At 65.8% G+C, this 17471-nt stretch carries 14 protein-coding genes; 9 read left to right on the forward strand and 5 right to left on the reverse strand.

Annotated features, from left to right (window positions below):
* Nucleotides 1-3 precede the first annotated feature (3 nt).
* Nucleotides 4-420 carry a DUF2231 domain-containing protein gene (locus H4O11_RS06565; RefSeq protein WP_182338598.1) on the forward strand — a complete coding sequence of 139 codons (417 nt, stop codon included), beginning with the start codon at nucleotides 4-6 and terminating at the stop codon, nucleotides 418-420.
* Nucleotides 417-1730, forward strand: coding sequence for a PQQ-dependent sugar dehydrogenase (locus H4O11_RS06570; protein ID WP_182338599.1), 1314 nt, complete (start codon nucleotides 417-419; stop codon nucleotides 1728-1730). The genes H4O11_RS06565 and H4O11_RS06570 overlap by 4 nt, the downstream gene beginning before the upstream one ends.
* Nucleotides 1731-1784: 54 nt before the next feature.
* Here H4O11_RS06570 and treA read toward each other — a convergent pair whose 3' ends face one another.
* Entirely contained in the window at nucleotides 1785-3398 is a 1614-nt protein-coding gene (gene treA / locus H4O11_RS06575) for an alpha,alpha-trehalase TreA (protein WP_182338600.1), read from the reverse strand.
* 93 nt (nucleotides 3399-3491) lie between these two features.
* Entirely contained in the window at nucleotides 3492-3647 is a 156-nt protein-coding gene (locus H4O11_RS06580) for a Sec-independent protein translocase family protein (RefSeq protein WP_182338601.1), read from the reverse strand.
* A 96-nt stretch (nucleotides 3648-3743) separates the two neighbouring features.
* On the opposite strand from H4O11_RS06580, the gene H4O11_RS06585 reads away from it, so the two are divergent.
* Entirely contained in the window at nucleotides 3744-4661 is a 918-nt protein-coding gene (locus H4O11_RS06585; RefSeq protein WP_182338602.1) for a hypothetical protein, read from the forward strand.
* An 8-nt stretch (nucleotides 4662-4669) separates the two neighbouring features.
* Here H4O11_RS06585 and H4O11_RS06590 read toward each other — a convergent pair whose 3' ends face one another.
* Nucleotides 4670-5614 (reverse strand): LysR family transcriptional regulator, encoded by a 945-nt coding sequence (locus H4O11_RS06590; RefSeq protein ID WP_182338603.1) that lies wholly within the window; start codon nucleotides 5612-5614, stop codon nucleotides 4670-4672.
* A gap of 96 nt (nucleotides 5615-5710) precedes the next feature.
* Between H4O11_RS06590 and H4O11_RS06595 the strand changes: the two genes are divergently transcribed.
* Nucleotides 5711-6913, forward strand: coding sequence for an MFS transporter (locus H4O11_RS06595; protein ID WP_246333327.1), 1203 nt, complete (start codon nucleotides 5711-5713; stop codon nucleotides 6911-6913).
* A 109-nt stretch (nucleotides 6914-7022) separates the two neighbouring features.
* On the opposite strand, the gene H4O11_RS06600 is transcribed toward H4O11_RS06595, so the two are convergent.
* On the reverse strand, nucleotides 7023-8540 hold the full coding sequence (locus H4O11_RS06600) for a catalase (protein WP_182338604.1): 1518 nt from the start codon (nucleotides 8538-8540) through the stop codon (nucleotides 7023-7025).
* A gap of 196 nt (nucleotides 8541-8736) precedes the next feature.
* On the opposite strand from H4O11_RS06600, the gene lexA reads away from it, so the two are divergent.
* The 5 genes from lexA to H4O11_RS06625 all read left to right on the forward strand — a co-directional run bounded on the left by lexA (nucleotide 8737) and on the right by H4O11_RS06625 (nucleotide 14924).
* The gene (gene lexA / locus H4O11_RS06605; RefSeq protein ID WP_246333329.1) at nucleotides 8737-9342 is read left to right on the forward strand and encodes a transcriptional repressor LexA; all 606 of its coding nucleotides are present in this window, start codon (nucleotides 8737-8739) and stop codon (nucleotides 9340-9342) included.
* Nucleotide 9343: 1 nt separating this feature from the next.
* Nucleotides 9344-9967: a translesion DNA synthesis-associated protein ImuA gene (imuA, locus tag H4O11_RS06610; protein ID WP_182338606.1), complete on the forward strand. Its 624-nt coding sequence runs from the start codon at nucleotides 9344-9346 to the stop codon at nucleotides 9965-9967.
* A gap of 9 nt (nucleotides 9968-9976) precedes the next feature.
* A complete protein-coding gene (locus H4O11_RS06615) occupies nucleotides 9977-11395 on the forward strand; it encodes a Y-family DNA polymerase (protein ID WP_182338607.1) in 1419 nt (472 codons plus the stop codon).
* Nucleotides 11392-14604, forward strand: a complete 3213-nt coding sequence (locus H4O11_RS06620) for an error-prone DNA polymerase (protein ID WP_246333331.1) — start codon at nucleotides 11392-11394, stop codon at nucleotides 14602-14604. Before H4O11_RS06615 ends, H4O11_RS06620 begins: the two co-directional genes overlap by 4 nt.
* A gap of 146 nt (nucleotides 14605-14750) precedes the next feature.
* Nucleotides 14751-14924 (forward strand): hypothetical protein, encoded by a 174-nt coding sequence (locus tag H4O11_RS06625; protein ID WP_182338608.1) that lies wholly within the window; start codon nucleotides 14751-14753, stop codon nucleotides 14922-14924.
* Between the two features lie 84 nt (nucleotides 14925-15008).
* Here the strand turns inward: H4O11_RS06625 and H4O11_RS06630 are convergent, their stop codons facing one another.
* Nucleotides 15009-17042, reverse strand: a complete 2034-nt coding sequence (locus tag H4O11_RS06630) for a TonB-dependent receptor domain-containing protein (protein WP_182338609.1) — start codon at nucleotides 17040-17042, stop codon at nucleotides 15009-15011.
* Nucleotides 17043-17471 lie beyond the last annotated feature (429 nt).

Consider the following 17471-nt stretch of genomic DNA (forward strand, 5'->3'; position numbering starts at 1 on the left):
GCCATGGCTTCGACTGCCGTTCCGGCCCGACCAAGGGCCATCCACCCGTTCCACGCCGCCGTGCTGGGTGGGGTGTTGCCACTGTTCCTCGGTGCCCTGCTTGCCGACTATGCGTACTGGAGCAGCCATGAGATCCAGTGGAGCAACTTCGCGGCCTGGCTGTTGATCGGTGCGATGGTGCTGGCCAGCCTTGCGCTGGTGTGCGCGATCGTCGGGATCGTTCGTCGTAGTGGCCAGTTCGTCTACCTCGTCGTGCTGGCCGCTACGTGGGTGGTGGGCTTTTTCGATGCGCTGCATCATGCCCGCGACGCCTGGGCGATCATGCCCACTGCGCTGGTGCTGTCGGGGATCGTTACCGTGCTGGCATTGATTGCGACCTGGATGGGATTTTCGAGCCTGCGCGCGGGAGGTGCACGATGAAGCGTCAAACGTCCACGGTCATCGTGGTATCCGTTCTCGCCGTGGCGCTGGCTGCCTGCAGCAAGGCACCCGAGCTCAACCAGTATGGCGCCGACCCTGAACTGCCCAAGCCCAACCGCACGTTGATGCCGGACATGACCATCGCCAAGCCGGCGACTTGGGGAGACCGCAAGCCAAGCGTGCCGCAGGGCTACCGCATCACGGCCATCGCCACCGGGCTGGGCATTCCACGGCAGGCATTGGTATTGCCCAACGGCGATATCCTGGTGGCCGAAGGCCGCGGTGGCAGTGCACCCAACCTCAAGCCCAAGGACGTGATAGCCGGCAGGATCAAGGCCAAGGGCAACACCGCAGTCAAGGGGGGCAACCGCCTGACGCTGCTGCGCGACGCCGATGGCGATGGCACGTATGAGATGAAGACCGTGTTCGCCGACAAGCTCAACGCGCCGTATGGGCTGGCCCTGGTCGGCAACGCGTTGTATGTCGCCAACCAGGATGCGCTGGTGCGCTTCGATTACCGCGATGGCCAGACCAGGGCCGACGCGGCGCCGACCAAGGTCACCGACCTGCCATCGGCCATCAACCACCATTGGACCAAGTCGCTGGCGGCCAGTGCGGATGGGCGCTATCTCTACGTGGGCATCGGCTCCAACAGCAACATCACCGAGCGTGGAATGACCGCCGAAGTCGAGCGGGCGCGGGTCTGGCAGGTGGATGCCGCGACCGGGGCGCACAGCACCTACGCCACCGGCCTGCGCAATCCCACCGCGCTGGCGGTGCAGCCAGGCACCGGCACGCTATGGGCGGTGGTCAACGAACGCGATGAGATCGGTCCGAACCTGGTGCCCGACTATCTCACCTCGGTGCGCGAAGGGGGCTTCTATGGCTGGCCCTACAGTTACTGGGGCCAGCACGTGGACCGCAGGGTGATGCCGCAGGATCCGCAGAAGGTCGCTTCGGCCATCGTTCCCGATTACGCGCTGGGTTCGCACGTGGCCGCGCTGGGCGTTGCGTTCTCGTCGCCGGCGATGGGGCCGCAGTTCGCCGATGGCGTGTTCGTCGGCGAGCACGGCAGTTGGAACCGCAATCCGCCGGTTGGCTACAAGGTGGTGTTCGTGCCGTTCCGCGATGGCCGCCCGGCAGGCGATCCGGTCGACTTCGTGTCCGGCTTCCATGGCGAGGATGGCATGACCCGTGGCCGCCCGGTGGGTGTCAGCGTCGATCCGCGCGGCGCGCTGATCGTGGCCGATGACCTTGCCAACACCATCTGGCGGATAGTCCCCGACACGGCTTCTGCTACGCCGGAGTGAGCTGGACGCTTGTGCGACCTGCACCCGGGGCCAATGCCTGGCCCCGGGTGCAGGTCATTCTGCTTCCGCGACATCTGCGGCGCTGTCGCACCGCCGCTTCGGCGCACACAGCCGGTCCAGCAGCGCCAGCGTCACGCCGTTGCTCCAGCCGAATCCATCCTGCAGCGGGTACTCACCGCCGCCGCCGCCTTCGGCCGAACCGTCCACGACATATTTCTCCACCAGTTTCTGCTGGCGGTCATACACCGCCTGCACGGTATGCAGGAAGCGCGTGCCCAGCTGGCGCGCCAGGCGGTCCTGGCCCTGGCGTTGCAGGCCGTCTACGGCCACCCACTGCAGCGGTGCCCAGCCGTTCGGTGCATCCCATTGCTGGCCGGTGGTGACCGTGGTGGTGAGCAGGCCCCCCTGGCGCAGTAGATGCGCCTCCACGCCATCGGCGGTACGACGTGACTGCCTGCGCGTGGCGACGTCCAGCCACAGTGGGAACAATGCTGCCGCCGTCAGGCCGGGACGGGTGCTGCCGCTGCGGATATCGCGATCCACGTACCAGCCCTGCTGCTCATCCCACAACAACGCATTGATGGCGCGCTGCCGTGCTTCGGCCTGCCGGTTGAAATCGCGTCGCGCAGCGGAATCACCAGCGGCGCCACTGGCACGCGCGACGGTCTTTTCCAGGTGGAACAACAGGCTGTTCAGATCCACCGGAATGATCTCGGTGGTATGGATGCTGGCCAGGGCGCCGGCATCGGCGAGCCAGCGCGAGCTGAAATCCCAGCCAGATTCGGCGCCGGCGCGCAGGTCGCGGTAAACCTGGGATGGGGCTCGGCCTGGTGCCTGTGCCGCAGTGGCCAGGTCGTCGGTCCACGACTCGGTACGCGGTACCGCGCGGGCATCCCAGTAACGGTTGAGCAGGCTGCCATCGGCGAGCTTCACCGCGCGCGCCTGCGCAGTGCCGGGTGCCAGGCCATCCGCACCCTGCATCCAGAAGGCGTGTTCCGCACGCAACTGCGGCAGGTAACGGCGGTAGGCGTCGTCGCCCTCGTGGGTGGCCAGCAGGTCCACCATCAGGCTGAAGAATGGTGGCTGCGAGCGGCTGAGGTAATAGCTGCGGTTGCCGTTGGGAATATGGCCATGGGTGTCGATCTGGTAGGCGAAGTTGTCCACCATGTCGCGCACCTGTTGCCATTGATTGCTGGAGGCCAGCCCGAGCAGGGTGAAATAGCTGTCCCAGTAGTACACCTCGCGGAAGCGCCCGCCCGGCACGACATAGGGCTTTGGCAGCGGCAGCAGCGAGCCCTGCGGATCGACCTCGCTGGTCTGTCGTGTCAGCACCGGCCACAGGCCTTCGATATGCGCGCGCAGTGTCTGTCCTTCGGGCGGCACGTAAGTGGGCGCTTCGCCGGGAAGGATGAAGGTGTCGGCGACGAAGGTTTCCAGCGAGAAGCCGGGCTGCGATTGCTCGCGCCGCCATGCCTCCAGCAGCACGCTAGGGGCCCGCCGCGGCACGGCATCAGCGAAGGTCTTCTGGTCCGGGAACAGATGCGCCCCCTGCACCTGCTGGAACAACGGCTGCAGGGTCTGGTCGGGCGGCAGGGGATCGGCAGCGGTGGCCGCCCCCATCCACAGCATCGGCAGCAGCAGGCCGATCAGGCAGTTCCGTGAGCGCATGCGAAGGCCTCAAGGCAAAAAAGGGGACGGAGGGGATTAAGTCGTTTCCAGCATCAGCGTGCAGGATACGACTTAATCCCCTCCGTCCCCTTTTTACGGTTTCGTGCCGTCGTGCGGTTGAATGCGTGCCTTCTCCGCCGAACGCTTCTGCGACAAGCGCACGATCAGCCATACCAGCAGCCCTATGCCGACCGGAATGGCCAGCAGGACAAGCAGGACAAGCCCGTGCCAGATGCTGAAACCTCCCATGACGTTCTTCCTTGAGGATGAAGGCCTGATGCTAGCATCAGGCGAAATATGTGCGTGGGCACTAGGCAGGGGAGGCGCGCGGTGCAGGAGAATGGATTGCCGCGATGGTGGACGATTGCTGCGGTGGCGGTGGCGGTGGCGGTGGCGGTGGCGGTGGTGTTGGCTGTGGCAAGCGGGTGGCGTGCTTCAACCGCCGCAGATGCGGAGCAGGTTGCGTACAGGCCGGCATCCCATGCGGCACTGGATACGGATACGGATACGGATACGGATACGCGCGTGCGATTACTGCGTCGGCTCGATCAATCGCGCGATCACGCGTCCCTCGTCCGGTACGTCTGGTCCCTCAGGACTGCCGCAGAGGGGGGGAATGCGGTGGCAATGCGCGAATTGGGCTTTGTCGCTTCGCGATGTGCCGGGATGGCATATACGAAGGGGGGAATCGAGAGCGCAATCGCGGCTGTCTCGGCAAATGTCGCGTTGCATGGCGATGCCGTCTTGGCGGGGTATCGTGATGCCGGGCAACGCCTGAGGGCGCAATGCGATGTCCTGGTGTCGTGGAGTGGTGACCTGCGTGGCTATGGGCGTGAATGGAGGGAACGCGCGGCCGAGGCGGGAGACCTGGCGGCGACCATCCGGATGCAGGCCATGGAAGAGATACGCGATGTCGATGCAATAGCAGGTCTGTTGGACCAGGTGATTGCCTCCGGGGATGCAGGATCATTAAGGGAGATCGGGCCGTTATTGCTGTCCTATCAATTGGCTGGGAAGTCATTACCCGGCTATGAAGGCATCGTCTTCGACGAATTCGATCATTACGCGCTGGATCTGATTGCCTGCGAACGTGGCCTGGATTGCGGGCAGGGATCCTCCCTGATGGATGAGATCTGCCTGGGTGGACTGCAGTGCACTGCTACCGACTTTCCCGCGCTGTTGGATGAGAACCTGCAAAGAAGTGGCGAACTGCACAGGATGCAGGCCGCATTGCGACGTATGCGTGGGCTGCTGGCCCCCTGATTTCCTGGTTACCGGCTCTGCATTCCTTCGATCCCCGGAATGCTTTCGCGGATTGCATCGAGGAACAACTGCAATCGGGCCGGTCGATGGCGGCCGGCGGGAAACACCAGGTGGACCGGCAGCGGCGCCGCTTCCCAGCCCGGCAGCAGTTGCACCAGCCGGCCATGGCGCAGGTCCTCGGCCATCAGCCACGCCGAGCCGATGCCAACTCCCAGGCCCTCGCGCATGGCCTGGTGCATCACGAACAGGTTGTCGGTGAGCAGGCGGGGCTGGATGGCGATGCGCTCGCTGGTCCTGCCGGTGCCAGCGCCGTGGCAGGACTGCAGCTGCACGCTCTCGCGATAGAAGCCGGTCAGCGATACCCATGGCATCTGCTGCAGCGCTGACGGCGTGCGTGGCAAGGGATCGGGGGCCAGTGATGCGGCACAGACCACGATGCGCGGCACGTCGGCCACATGCACTGCCACCACGTCCTGCTGTTCCAGCGCACCGACCCGGATTGCACAGTCCATGCCTTCGGCAACCAGGTCGACGGGACCATCATGCAGGCGCCATTCCAGGCTGATCCGCGGATACCGGCGCAGGAATGCCAGCATCGGCGGCATCAGTTGGGCTTGCCCGAACGCGTGGGGCACCAGCACGCGCAGCCGTCCACTGGGCTGCTGCGCGGCGCCCCGCAGGTCCTGTTCGATGCCTTCCCAGCTGTCCAGCAACTCGCGTGCGTGCTGCAGGCAGCGCTCGCCGTCGTGGGTGAGCTGCATGCCATGGGTGGAACGTTGCAGCAGGCGCAGGCCGAAATGCTTCTCCAGGGCCTGCAGGCGTCGGCTGATGGTCGGCTGGGTGGTGCCCAACTGGACCGCTGCCGCCGACAGGCTGCCGGCATCGACGATGCGGACGAAGGTGCGCAGGAGGTCGATGCGGTCGGCATGGTGGAGGGGAATGGACTTGGTCATGCGTAGCGCGTATATGGCTGATGCGGGTGAGCCTACTACAACAAGCCATGCGCCTGGAGGAGACTGCGCGCCATCGTTTCCAGGGAATCAGTTTCCATGTCCATGACGCATGACATATCGGCCCCCGCGCCGCTTTCCGTGCAGCCGCCCGCGCTGCCGGGCCTGCTGGTCCCGGTGATGGCCGCCGGTGCCGGCTTCAGTGTTGCCTCGCTGTACTACGCGCAGCCGATGCTGGGTGCGATGGGGGCCTCGCTGGGTGCCAGCGACGCGTCCATCGGGCTGGTGCCGGTGCTGACCCAGCTCGGCTATGCGGCCGGCATCGCGCTGTTGGCACCACTGGGGGACCGCTTCGAGCGGCGGCGGATCATCCTGGTCAAATCACTGTTGCTGGGTGCCGCCTTGCTGGGTGCTGGGTTGGCAGGCCACCTGCCCGGCGTGTTGCTGGCCAGCCTGCTGGTCGGGTTGATGGCCACGGTCGCCCAGGACGTGCTGCCTGCGGCAGCGACGCTTGCCCCGCCCGAACACCGCGGTGCCATCGTCGGCAAGGTGATGACCGGATTGCTGCTGGGCATCCTGTTGTCGCGCGTGGCCAGCGGCGTGGTGGCCGAGCAGTTCGGTTGGCGCGTGATGTTCATCGCCGCGTCCGGTTCGGTGGTGGTGATGGGCCTGCTGCTGCGCGCGACCCTGCCGCGCTTCGCGCCTACCACCACATTGGGGTATGGCGCGCTGCTGCGCTCGATGGGTACCTTGTGGATGCAATTGCCGCCGCTGCGTCGCGCAGTGCTGGCGCAGTCGCTGCTGGCAATAGGCTTCAGTGCGTTCTGGTCCACCTTGGCGCTGATGCTGCATGCGCGCTTCGGCATCGGCAGCGCCGGAGCGGGGGCGTTCGGCATCGCGGGTGCCGCAGGTGCATTGGCTGCGCCGCTCGCCGGCCGTTGCGCCGACCGCATCGGTACGCAGCGGGTGGCACGGCTGGCAATCGTCATCGCGTTGCTGGGCTTTGCCAGCCTGTTGCTGGATGGCATGTTGCCACCGCCGTTGCAGCTGGCCCTGTTGGCGGTAAGTGCCGTGATCTTCGATTTCGGCTTCCAGGCTGCGACGGTGTCGCACCAGGCGCTGGTCTACGGCCTGCAGCCGGAAGCACGCAGCCGTTTGAACGCCCTGTTGTTCACCGGGGTGTTCGTCGGCATGGCGGTCGGTGGCGCCCTGGGTGCCATCGCGCTCGCCCAGGGCGGCTGGAACGCGGTGGTGTTGCTGGCCTGCCTGACCAGCATGCTGGCGCTGTGGGTGCGGCGGTAAGCCAAGGCCGGGTCCTGCCAGGCTGAATTGCCTTCCAGTGGCTGGAACTACCGACAGGCTTGGTGACTCCGACGGGTCGGCCCTCCGGAGGGGGCCGACCTGTCCACCGTCAGTCTTCCAGTTGGCTGGCCAATTGCTTCACCCGAGCCAGGTCGCCGCTGGCCACGCGGGCGACACGCGTGCCGTAGTCCGGGTCGGCCTTGTACAGGAAAGACAGCATGATGTGCTTGCTCTCATCATCGGCACCGGCCAATGATTGGCCGAAGCTGTGCACGAGATCCAGTTGTTCCCTGCGGCTGTAGGAACGATATAGCTCACCGGCCTGCTTGAAGTTCTGTTGCCGCGCGATGGGGGCCTGCTGGGTACTGCCAGCCAGCGGCAACGTGCTGTACAACGCATGCGTGCTTTGGCGGTGTGGCTGCAGGCGGCTGGGTTCGTAGTTGATGCCACTGCTGCTGCGGCCAATGTTCATCGCGCCGTCCTGGTTGCCATTGTCCACCTCCACGCGCGGACGATTCACTGGCAACTGCAGGCCATTGACGCCCACGCGGTACATCTGCGTGTCGGCGTATGAGAACAACCGGCCCTGCAGCAGGCGATCTTCGGATGGTTCGATACCCGGCACCAGGTTGGAAGGCGCCATCGCGACCTGCTCGGTTTCCTGGAAGAAGTTGTCCACGTTCTGATTCAGCACCATCTGGCCGATCTTCTGCTCGGGGACATCCGGCCAGATCTTGGTGGCATCCAACGGGTCGAAATCGAAGCCAGCCAGTTGTTCCGGTGCCAGCACCTGTATATACAGGTCCCAGCGCGGGTAATCGCCGCGCTGGATGGCTGCCACCAGGTCATGGGTCATGTGGCTGTAGTCCTTCGACTGTGTTTCAGCCACCTGTACTGGGTCGAGGTTCTTCACCCCCTGCAGGCTTTTCCAGTTGAACTTGACATAGTGCGTCTGGCCCTGAGCATTGACCAGCTTGTACGCATGCACGCTGCTGCCATCCATGAAGCGATAGCCAGCCGGAGTGCCTTCGTTGGAATACAGCAGGGTCAGCGTGCGGGTGGCTTCGGGCACGTGTGAGAAGAAGTCGAAACGACGCGAGTCGTCATCCAGGTTGGTGCGCGGGTCCGGTTTGAATGCATGCACCATGTCCGGGAACTTGATCGCGTCGCGGATGAAGAAGGTCGGGAAGTTGTTGCCGACCAGGTCCCAGTTGCCTTCGCGGGTATAGAACTTGGTGGCGAAACCGCGTGGGTCACGCAGGGTCTCTGGCGAATGGTTGCCATGCACCACTGAGGAGAAACGCACGAACACCGGGGTCTTCTCGCCTGGGGTGAACAGCAGTGCCTTGCTCAACGAGGAAATATCCGCGCTGGCGGTGAACTCGCCGCGGACACCGGTACCGCGGGCATGCACGACGCGCTCGGGGATGCGCTCGCGGTCGAAACGCTGAAGCTTCTGTATCAGCTGCACGTCCTGCAGGAGGGTGGGACCGGCAGCACCGGCAGTCTGCGAGTTCTGGTTGTCGCCCACCGGGGCGCCGTTGTCACGCGTCAGCAGGGTCTGGGCGAAGAGGTTTGCGGTTGGAATGAGCAGGGTGGCTACTATCAACAAACGTGCATGGCGCATGGGGTGGGCTCACGTGAATGAATCCCGATGATGCTGTCTGCTGGACGAATATGAAATTGAATTTATTTAATTAAATCAATAGTTTGCTCTTATGGGTGAAAGGTGACAGGAAAATCAATACAAAAGCGTCAACGCCTGACCAGCTGAACGGTCAGGATGTCGCTTTCCTGAAAGCGAAGGTGTACAAATGTACACCATGGACCCCGTCGAACTTCCCCCACAACGTGCCGCCGTGCTGGCCTGGCTGCGACAGGTGCTGGCTTCCGGTCAGTCGCCCAGCCTGGCCGACATCGCCGAAGCCTTCGGTTTTTCCTCGCGCAATGCTGCCCGGAAACACGTGCAGGCGCTGGTTGATGCCGGGCTGCTGGAACAGGCGCCGGGCCGCAAGCGCGGGCTGCGGCTGCCCGGTGGTGCGGCCGAACTGCTGCCGTTGGCCGTGCTGGGGCGGGTGGCGGCTGGCCAGCCGATCGGTGCGGACATCGGCCTGGACCAGCAACTGTGGCTGGACCGGCGGATGTTCTCGCCGCGGCCGGATTACCTGCTCAAGGTACAGGGCGATTCGATGATCGACGATGGCATCCTCGATGGCGATCTGGTGGGCGTACATCGCACCGCCAGTGCACGCGACGGGCAGACCGTGGTGGCGCGCATCGATGGCGAACTCACCATCAAACGCCTGCAGCGTACCGGCGACAGCGTGCACCTGTTGCCGCGCAACGCCGCGCATGCCCCCATCGTGGTCGAAGCCGGGCAGGATTTCGCCGTGGAAGGCGTGTACTGCGGCCTGGTGCGGCAGGGCTGAGATGGATGCCGCGCACGACCTGCAGCACCTGCTGGCCACCCAGGCGTTATGGCATGCAGGGCGTGGCAGCGCGCAGGGCGTGGAGGGCGAACCGACTGGCCACGCGGCGCTGGATGCCTTGCTGCCGCAGGGCGGCTGGCCGCGCCGTGCGTTGACCGAACTCCTGCTGCCGGCCGATGGCGTGGGCGAGCTGCAACTGCTGCTGCCCACCCTGGCGCGTCTCAGCCAGGCCGGGATGGCCGTGGCGGTCATTGCGCCGCCTTACCTGCCCTATGCACCGGCATGGCAGGCCGCCGGGGTGGCGTTGGAGCAGCTGCAACTGGTCGATGCGTCGCCGCGCGATGCGCTGTGGGCATTCGAACAATGCCTGCGCAGCGGTGCCTGTGCCGCGGTGATGGGCTGGCCGAAGCAGGCCGATGCACAGGCGCTGCGCCGCCTGCAGGTGGCCGCCGACACCGGTCATTGCCTGGGTTTTGCGTTGCGCGAACGCCGCCATGCCGCCAATCCGTCACCGGCCGCGTTGCGCCTGGAAGCCGTGCGGCAAGGGCAGGGCATGCAATGGCAGGTACGCAAATGCCGCGGTGGCCCGGCACCGGCGCAGGCCTTCGCTTTGAGGGCCGGGTGAGGCACGCCGATGCTCTGGGCCTGTGTAGTGCTGCCGCAGCTGGCGCTGGACGCTGTCCTTCGTCGTCACCCTGATCCGCATGCGCCACTGGCGTTGGTCGGTGGCTCGGCGCAGCTGCGCACGCTGCATGCAGTGAATGCAGCCGCTGCACGGGCCGGGTTGCAGGCCGGCATGCGGTTGACCGCAGCGCTGGCGTTGCTGCCCGAATTCCAGATGATCGAACACGATGCGCAGTCCGGACCGCGCTGGCAGCGTTTCCTGGCCGGTTGGGCCTACCGGCACAGTTCGCTGGTCAGCGCACAGTGGCCTGGCTGCATCGTGCTGGAAGTGCGTGCCAGTTTCCGCCTGCTGGGGCCATGGCCGATACTGCAACAACGCCTGCGCGAAGAGCTGCAGGCATTGGGTTTCCAGCACCGCATTGCATTGGCGCCCACGCCGCGTGCGGCGATGGTGCTGGCTGGCCTGCGCGATGGGCTGGCGGTGACCGAAACCGCTGCGATGCAGGCCCTGCTGGATCGCGTGCCAGTACGCCGTGCGCGACTTCCCGATGACGGTGGGCAACGCCTGCAGCATATGGGCATCACCGACCTGCGTGCGCTGCGTGGCCTGCCACGCGATGGCCTGCGCCGACGTTTCGGGTTGCCGCTGCTGGAACACCTGGACCGGTTGTATGGGCAGGCCGATGAACCGCTGGCCTGGTATGCGCCGCCGGATCACTTCGATTCCCGCGTGGAGCTGGGGTATGAAGTGGAAAACCACATGGCGCTGCTGTTCCCGTTGCGGCGCTTGATCGGTGACCTGTGCACCTGCCTGTCCATCCGCGATGGCGGCGTGCAGCGTTTCGTGCTGCGGCTGGAGCATGAGGAAGGCCACACCGACGTGGAGGTTGGCCTGTTGGCGGCCGAACGCGATGCCACGCTGCTGTTCGAGCTGACCCGCAACCGGCTGGAGCGCGCCAGCATCGACCATCCGGTGGTGGCCCTGCGCCTGCTGGCGCGCCAGCTGCCGGCTTTCGTGCCGGCCAGCCGCGACCTGTTCGATACCCGCAACCAGCAACAACTGCCATGGCCGCAGCTGCGCGAACGGCTGCGCGCGCGGTTGGGCGATGGAGCGGTCTACCGTGTCGGGCCGGCCGGCGATCCGCGGCCGGAACGGGCATGGCAGCGCGTGGAAGGCGACGGCATGGCCATTGCCGAGGCACCGTCACGCCCGCCACGGCCAGGCTGGCTGCTGCCTGCCCCGGTGCCGCTGCGCGATCCGCGTGCGCGCATCGTGTCCGGTCCGGAGCGGCTGGAAAGCGGGTGGTGGGATGGGCAGGAGGCGCGTCGTGATTACTACGTACTGGAAACCTCGCATGGCCAGCATGCCTGGGCCTTTGCTGCACCCGGCCGGCAGGACGACTGGATGCTGCATGGATGGTTCGCATGAGCCGGCGGGTACGACGCGATGGCACGCCCGGCGCACGCATGCCGCGCGCATGGGAAACCCGCGAACGGCTGGCGGCTGCCAACGACGATGTGCCGCGCGAGCAGGACCTGCCTGCCTATGCAGAGCTGCACTGTCTTTCGGATTTTTCGTTCCTGCGTGGTGCGGCCAGTGCCGAGGAACTGTTTGCCCGCGCCCAGCAATGCGGCTACGAAGCCCTGGCGATCACCGACGAGTGCTCGTTGGCCGGCATCGTGCGCGGGCTGGAGGCGTCGCGCGCCACGGGTGTGCGGTTGATCGTCGGCAGTGAGTTCACCCTGGAGTGCGGGCTGAAAATGGTGCTGCTGGTGGAGAACCAGCAGGGGTATGTGCGCCTGTGCGAGCTGATCACCACGGGCCGGCGTGCCGCAGGCAAGGGCCACTACCGGTTGTCGCGGCAGGACGTGCAGCAGGTGCTGGCGGGCATGCAGGGCGAGGCGCTGGGGGTGTTCGCGTTGTGGGTACCCGGCATGCAGCCCGATGCCGCGCAGGCCCGCTGGATGCAGCAGGTGTTCGAGCAGCGCTGCCGGTTGGCCGTGCACCTGCACCGCGAACAGGATGACGCCGCGCGCCTGCGGCAGTTGCTCGCCCTGTCAGCACAGTGGGGCATGGAGCCACTGGCCTGCGGGGATGTGCACATGGACGTGCGCCGTCGTCGCATCCTGCAGGACACCATGACCGCGATCCGCCACGTGCTGCCCCTGTCCGAGTGCGGTGCGTTCCTGTTCCGCAACGGCGAGCGCCACCTGCGCAGCCGCCGCGCGCTGGGCAACATCCACCCGCATCCGCTGCTGGAAAGCGCGGTGCGGCTGGCACGTCGTTGCCGGTTCCAGCTGGATGAGGTGCGCTATTCCTATCCGGCCGAGCTGGTGCCGGATGGATATACCCCGGCCAGCTGGCTGCGCGAGCTGACCCGGCGTGGCATGCGCGCGCGTTGGCCGGAAGGCGTGCCCGAAGCGGTGGTCCGGCAGATCGACAGCGAGCTGGAGCTGATCGCCGCGCTGGACTACGAAGCGTTCTTCCTCACCGTGGAGGACATCGTGCGCTTTGCCCGTTCGCGCGACATCCTGTGCCAGGGACGTGGCTCGTCGGCCAACTCGGCGGTGTGCTTCGCCCTTGGCATCACCGTGGTCAACCCGGCCGAGAGCCGCCTGCTGATGGCGCGTTTCCTGTCGCGCGAGCGCAACGAGCCGCCGGATATCGACGTCGATTTCGAGCACGAACGACGCGAGGAAGTGCTGCAGTACGTGTATGCGAAGTATGGGCGCGAGCGTGCCGCGCTGGCCGCCACGGTGATCCGCTACCGGGGCAAGAGCGCGGTGCGCGATGTGGCCAAGGCCTTCGGGCTGCCACCGGACCAGGTGGCCCTGCTGGCGGAATGTTTCGGCTGGGGTAATGGCGAAACCCCCATGCAGCAGCGCCTGGCCGAGGCCGGTTTCGACATGGACAACCCCCTGTTGCAGCGGGTGTTGGCGGTGACCACGCAACTGCGCGACCACCCGCGCCACCTTTCCCAGCATGTCGGTGGCTTCGTCATCAGCGATGCAGCATTGAGCACGGTGGTGCCGGTGGAAAACGCGGCGATGGCCGACCGCACCATCATCCAGTGGGACAAGGACGACCTGGAAACGATGAAGCTGCTGAAGGTCGACTGCCTGGCGCTGGGCATGCTGACCTGCATCCGCAAGGCGCTGGCGCTGGTGGAACGGCATCGTGGCCGGCGCATCGACCTGGCCCGGCTGCCGGATGACCGGGATACCTTCGCGCTGATCCAGGCTGCCGACACCGTCGGTGTGTTCCAGATCGAATCGCGCGCGCAGATGAGCATGCTGCCGCGCCTGAAGCCACGCAGCTTCTACGACCTGGTGATCCAGGTGGCGATCGTGCGGCCTGGCCCCATCCAGGGCGGCATGGTGCATCCCTTCCTGCGTCGCCGGCAGCAGAAGGAAGCGGTGACCTACCCCTCCGCAGGCATCCAGGACATCCTGGGGCCGACGCTGGGCATCCCGCTGTTCCAGGAACAGGTGATGGAGCTGGTGATGCATGCCGGTTACGAGCCGCACGAGGCCGACCAGCTGCGCCGTTCGATGGCGGCATGGGGACGTGGTGGCGACATGGACCCGCATCGCGAGCGGATTCGTTCGCTGATGGAAGGCAAAGGGTACGCATCGGCATTCATCGACCAGATCTTCGAGCAGATCAAGGGCTTCGGTTCCTACGGTTTTCCGCAGAGCCACGCTGCCTCATTCGCCAAGCTGGTCTATGCCAGTTGCTACCTGAAGCGGCATGAGCCGGCCGCGTTCGCCTGCGCGCTGCTCAACGCGCAGCCGATGGGCTTCTATTCGGCCAGCCAGATCGTGCAGGATGCGCGGCGTGGTCGTGGCGAACGCGAGGGGGTGCAGGTGTTGCCGGTGGATGCCTGCATCAGTGACTGGGACAACACGCTGGAAGGCGGCGACGCAATGACACAGCCGGCGATCCGGCTGGGGCTGCGGCAGCTGGCCGGCTGCAGCGAAACGGCAGCGCAGGCGATCATGGCCGCACGTGCGCAGCGACCGTTCGCCGACGTGGCGGATCTGTGCCGGCGCGCATGCCTGGATGGCAAGGCGCGGCAGGTACTGGCCGATGGAGGCGCGCTGGCGGCATTGGCCGGTAACCGCAATGCCGCGCGCTGGACGGTGGCGGGCATCGAGCGGCCGATGCCGCTGCTTGAAGGCAGCCCGGACGAAGCAGGCATCGCGCTGCCCGCGCCGGACGTGGCGCAGGAGATGCTGTCCGATTACCGTGCCAGCGGCCTGACCCTGGGGATGCATCCACTGGCGCTGCTGCGGCAGCGCCTGCAGCGCGAGCGTGCAGTGGATTCACGCCAGCTGCGCGCGACGGCGCATGGGCGTGGGGTACACACCATCGGCCTGGTGACCCAGCGGCAGCGGCCGGGTACTGCCAACGGCACGATCTTCGTCACCCTGGAAGACGAACATGGGATGGTCAACGTCGTGGTCTGGTCACACCTGGCGCTGCGGCGCCGCAAGGCCTTGCTGGGCGCGCGCCTGCTGGGGGTGCGCGGACGCTGGGAATGCGTGGACGGCGTGCAGCACCTGATCGCCGGCGACCTGCACGACTTCAGCCACCTGCTGTCCGGGTTGGACATCCCGTCGCGCGATTTCCGTTGATACACGCCGTTCCTTGCGACGGGCTTGGCCGGCCACTACCGGGGCTGTCCTGGCTGCAATACACGCGACTCGATTTTACGGTAGGGTGCGCAGTCCGCTTGCCCCGGCCCTGGGCCGCAGGCAGGCGGATTGTCCTTGGAGGATGCATGAGCAAGCCCGCTTCATTGGAAACCACGCCCGGCCCGGTGCTGCTGCCCACCCCGGAAGTGCAACAGGCGCAGCAACTGCTCGCCCGCCAGCAGCTGGCGGTGGCGATGGACCGTGCACGTCGTGCGGCGAGTGCCGGCGAGGCAGCGCGCGAAGACGTATTGCCACGCTGATTTGCCGGAGCAGGGTCGCGCCCGGCTCAAAAGGGGTGGCGACCAACGGTCGTCACCCACCAGCAGCCGAAGTACCGGTGCCGCTCAGAACCGCGCGGTCACCCCGATGAACCCGCTGCGGCCTGCCACGTAGTAGTCCGTGGCACCTTCGGCATACAGCTTCTTGTCGGCCAGGTTGCTGATGCCGGCGCGCAGCGTCAGTACGTCGTTGACGTTCCAGGCTGCAGTCAGGTCATACAGCGTGTAGGCCCTCAGGAACGTGCTTGCGATACCGCTCTGCTTGCCGGTGTACTGCGCCGACAACGTGCCGGAGAATACCTTGCCCGGTGACCAGTCCACGGCGGAGTAGGCGGAGTACTCCGGGGTGTCGATCAGGTTCTCGCCGGTGGTCAGGTTCTTCGCTTCCTTCATCCAGGTGGCCGAAGTGCGCCAGCGCCACTGGTCGCTGAAACGGAAGTTCAGGTTGCCCTCCATGCCACTGGTGCGCGCGCGTTCGACATTGCTCATCCGCGTCCACCAGTAGCCGTTGAAGAAGCCCAGTGCTTCGTACTCGATCTTGTTCCTGAAATCGGTATGGAAGTATGTCAGGCCGACATCCACGACGTCGTTGTCGAATGAGAAACCGATCTCGCGGTTGGTGCTGGTTTCCGGGTCCAGTTCGGGGTTGCCGGCCATGTAGCAGCCGCCACTGACATAGCCCAGGGGATACAGCGAGGTGCAGCCGCGGCCGCCGGACTGGGTCGCCGCCGTGGCTGAGTTCTCGGTCAGGCTGGGTGCGCGGAAACCCTTGGATACACCGCCGCGTATCGTCCACGCTTCGGCCGGGTGCCATACCAGGTAGGCGCGCGGGCTGACATGGCTGCCGAACTGTTCATGGTGGTCAAGCCGTGCGCCCACGGTCAGTGCCAGCGTGCGGTGCAGCTTCAGTTCGTCTTCCAGGAACAGCGCCCAGGTATCCACCTGCAGCGTGGAGCCGCCCACCGCGTTGCCGTCATAGTCCACCGGTGCCTGGCCGATGGTGTTGGTGTTGGTCAGCTCCTGCCGTTTCCATTGCCCGCCTACGTTGAGCTGATGCTCCACGCCAAGGGTGAAGGGGGTACCGATGCTGCCCTCGACGATGCTGTCCACGGCCTCCGAACGCCCGGTCGGGCCGATGTCGTTCTTGTATTCGGTCCAGTAGGCAGACAGTTTGGACGTACCGAACGACCACTGGCCGTCATGGTTCAATGCCAGGCTGCTGCGCTTGAGTTCGCTGGCGCCCCATGCGCCATCACCTTCCGCTTCCAGTGCCTGGCTGGCGAAGGACTGCTGTACGCCATGGCCCGCTTCCAGCGACAGCTTCTGCGCCTCGCTCACCTGCCACTGCAGCAGGGCATTGATATTGCGGTCCTTCTCACCGGCATAGGCATTGCCGTAGACGCCGCCATTGGAACGGTCCGAGTCGCGGCGCAGGCTGTTGGCGCCGATGCGCAGGCCCACGCGTTCGCTGAGCGGGCCGGAGAACGTCGCGCCGATCTGCTGGGTATCGCCCCGTTTGTCGTCGCCGGGGCGGGTGTAACTCTGGGTCGCGCTGCCGCTCCAGTTGTCGCCGATGCGCTTGGTGATGATGTTGATCACCCCGCCCATGGCGTCGGAACCGTACAGCGAGGACATCGGGCCGCGCACCACTTCAATGCGCTCGATCTGGTCCGGCGCGATCCAGTTGAGATCCTGCCGGCCCAGGTCCGGGCGGTAGTTGGTGGCAGCCGAACTGCCCATGCGCTTGCCGTCCACCAGCACCAGCGTGTAGTTCGATGGCATCCCGCGCAGTTTGATCTTGGACTGTTCACCACTGGCGCTGAAGCCGCCGGTGACGCCGGGCACGCGGCTGAGCAGGGCAGCAAGGTCGTGTACCGGCTGGCGTTCGATGTCCTCGCGGCTGATCACGCTGATGCTGGCAGGCGCATCCTTTATCCACTGCTGGTTGCCCGAGGCGGTGACCACGACGGTATCCAGGTCGCGAGTGCTGGCGTCATCGGCCGCAGCGGCCAGGACGGGCAACGGCAGCAGGCAGGCAAGTGCCAGGGAGCGGGACAGGGGAGTGCGCAATGCGCGCGCGGGACGGCGGGGGCTGGACATGAGGGTTTCCGTGGCAGGGAGGATGCCCGGGGGAACAGCGCGATGCCCGAAGACCAGGTCGCCTGCCCATCCCTGGGCGACAAGCGCGGCATGCAGCCGGCGCGTCTTGGGTGGGCGAACGGGAAATCCGAAACCTGCCTTTGTGTCAAATGGTAACGTTTCGTATTCTCATTAGTCCAGAGGCGTGAGGCGCAGGACGCCGTCGTGGTAAAAGATGAATGGGGAGAAACATCGCATAAGGGCCTTCGCGCTCGACTTACATGCCCCGTCCTAGACTGAGCCGCATTTTTTTGAATACCGGGTGAGCGTGCGTGGCCTCCTGTACTGAGAGATATCGATTGCCGACCGTGGTGCGCCTGTGTAGTGGATGTTCCAGCATGGGCGACCTCCGCCCTGGCGGCGGCTCCGGCTTGTCCGTTGTGCCGAGGT

Origin of the sequence: Stenotrophomonas tumulicola (assembly GCF_014117215.1) — a bacterium.
Classification (GTDB): domain Bacteria; phylum Pseudomonadota; class Gammaproteobacteria; order Xanthomonadales; family Xanthomonadaceae; genus Stenotrophomonas; species Stenotrophomonas tumulicola.

Excerpts from the sequence above, each read along its gene's own strand:
- H4O11_RS06625 (WP_182338608.1), top strand. The coding sequence starts at position 14,751 with ATGAGCAAGCCCGCTTCATTGGAAACCACGCCCGGCCCGGTGCTGCTG.
- treA (WP_182338600.1), bottom strand. The coding sequence starts at position 3,398 with ATGCGCTCACGGAACTGCCTGATCGGCCTGCTGCTGCCGATGCTGTGG.
- H4O11_RS06570 (WP_182338599.1), top strand. The coding sequence starts at position 417 with ATGAAGCGTCAAACGTCCACGGTCATCGTGGTATCCGTTCTCGCCGTG.
- lexA (WP_246333329.1), top strand. The coding sequence starts at position 8,737 with ATGGACCCCGTCGAACTTCCCCCACAACGTGCCGCCGTGCTGGCCTGG.
- H4O11_RS06620 (WP_246333331.1), top strand. The coding sequence starts at position 11,392 with ATGAGCCGGCGGGTACGACGCGATGGCACGCCCGGCGCACGCATGCCG.
- H4O11_RS06565 (WP_182338598.1), top strand. The coding sequence starts at position 4 with ATGGCTTCGACTGCCGTTCCGGCCCGACCAAGGGCCATCCACCCGTTC.
- H4O11_RS06615 (WP_182338607.1), top strand. The coding sequence starts at position 9,977 with ATGCTCTGGGCCTGTGTAGTGCTGCCGCAGCTGGCGCTGGACGCTGTC.
- imuA (WP_182338606.1), top strand. The coding sequence starts at position 9,344 with ATGGATGCCGCGCACGACCTGCAGCACCTGCTGGCCACCCAGGCGTTA.
- H4O11_RS06600 (WP_182338604.1), bottom strand. The coding sequence starts at position 8,540 with ATGCGCCATGCACGTTTGTTGATAGTAGCCACCCTGCTCATTCCAACC.
- H4O11_RS06590 (WP_182338603.1), bottom strand. The coding sequence starts at position 5,614 with ATGACCAAGTCCATTCCCCTCCACCATGCCGACCGCATCGACCTCCTG.
- H4O11_RS06595 (WP_246333327.1), top strand. The coding sequence starts at position 5,711 with ATGTCCATGACGCATGACATATCGGCCCCCGCGCCGCTTTCCGTGCAG.
- H4O11_RS06630 (WP_182338609.1), bottom strand. The coding sequence starts at position 17,042 with ATGTCCAGCCCCCGCCGTCCCGCGCGCGCATTGCGCACTCCCCTGTCC.
- H4O11_RS06580 (WP_182338601.1), bottom strand. The coding sequence starts at position 3,647 with ATGGGAGGTTTCAGCATCTGGCACGGGCTTGTCCTGCTTGTCCTGCTG.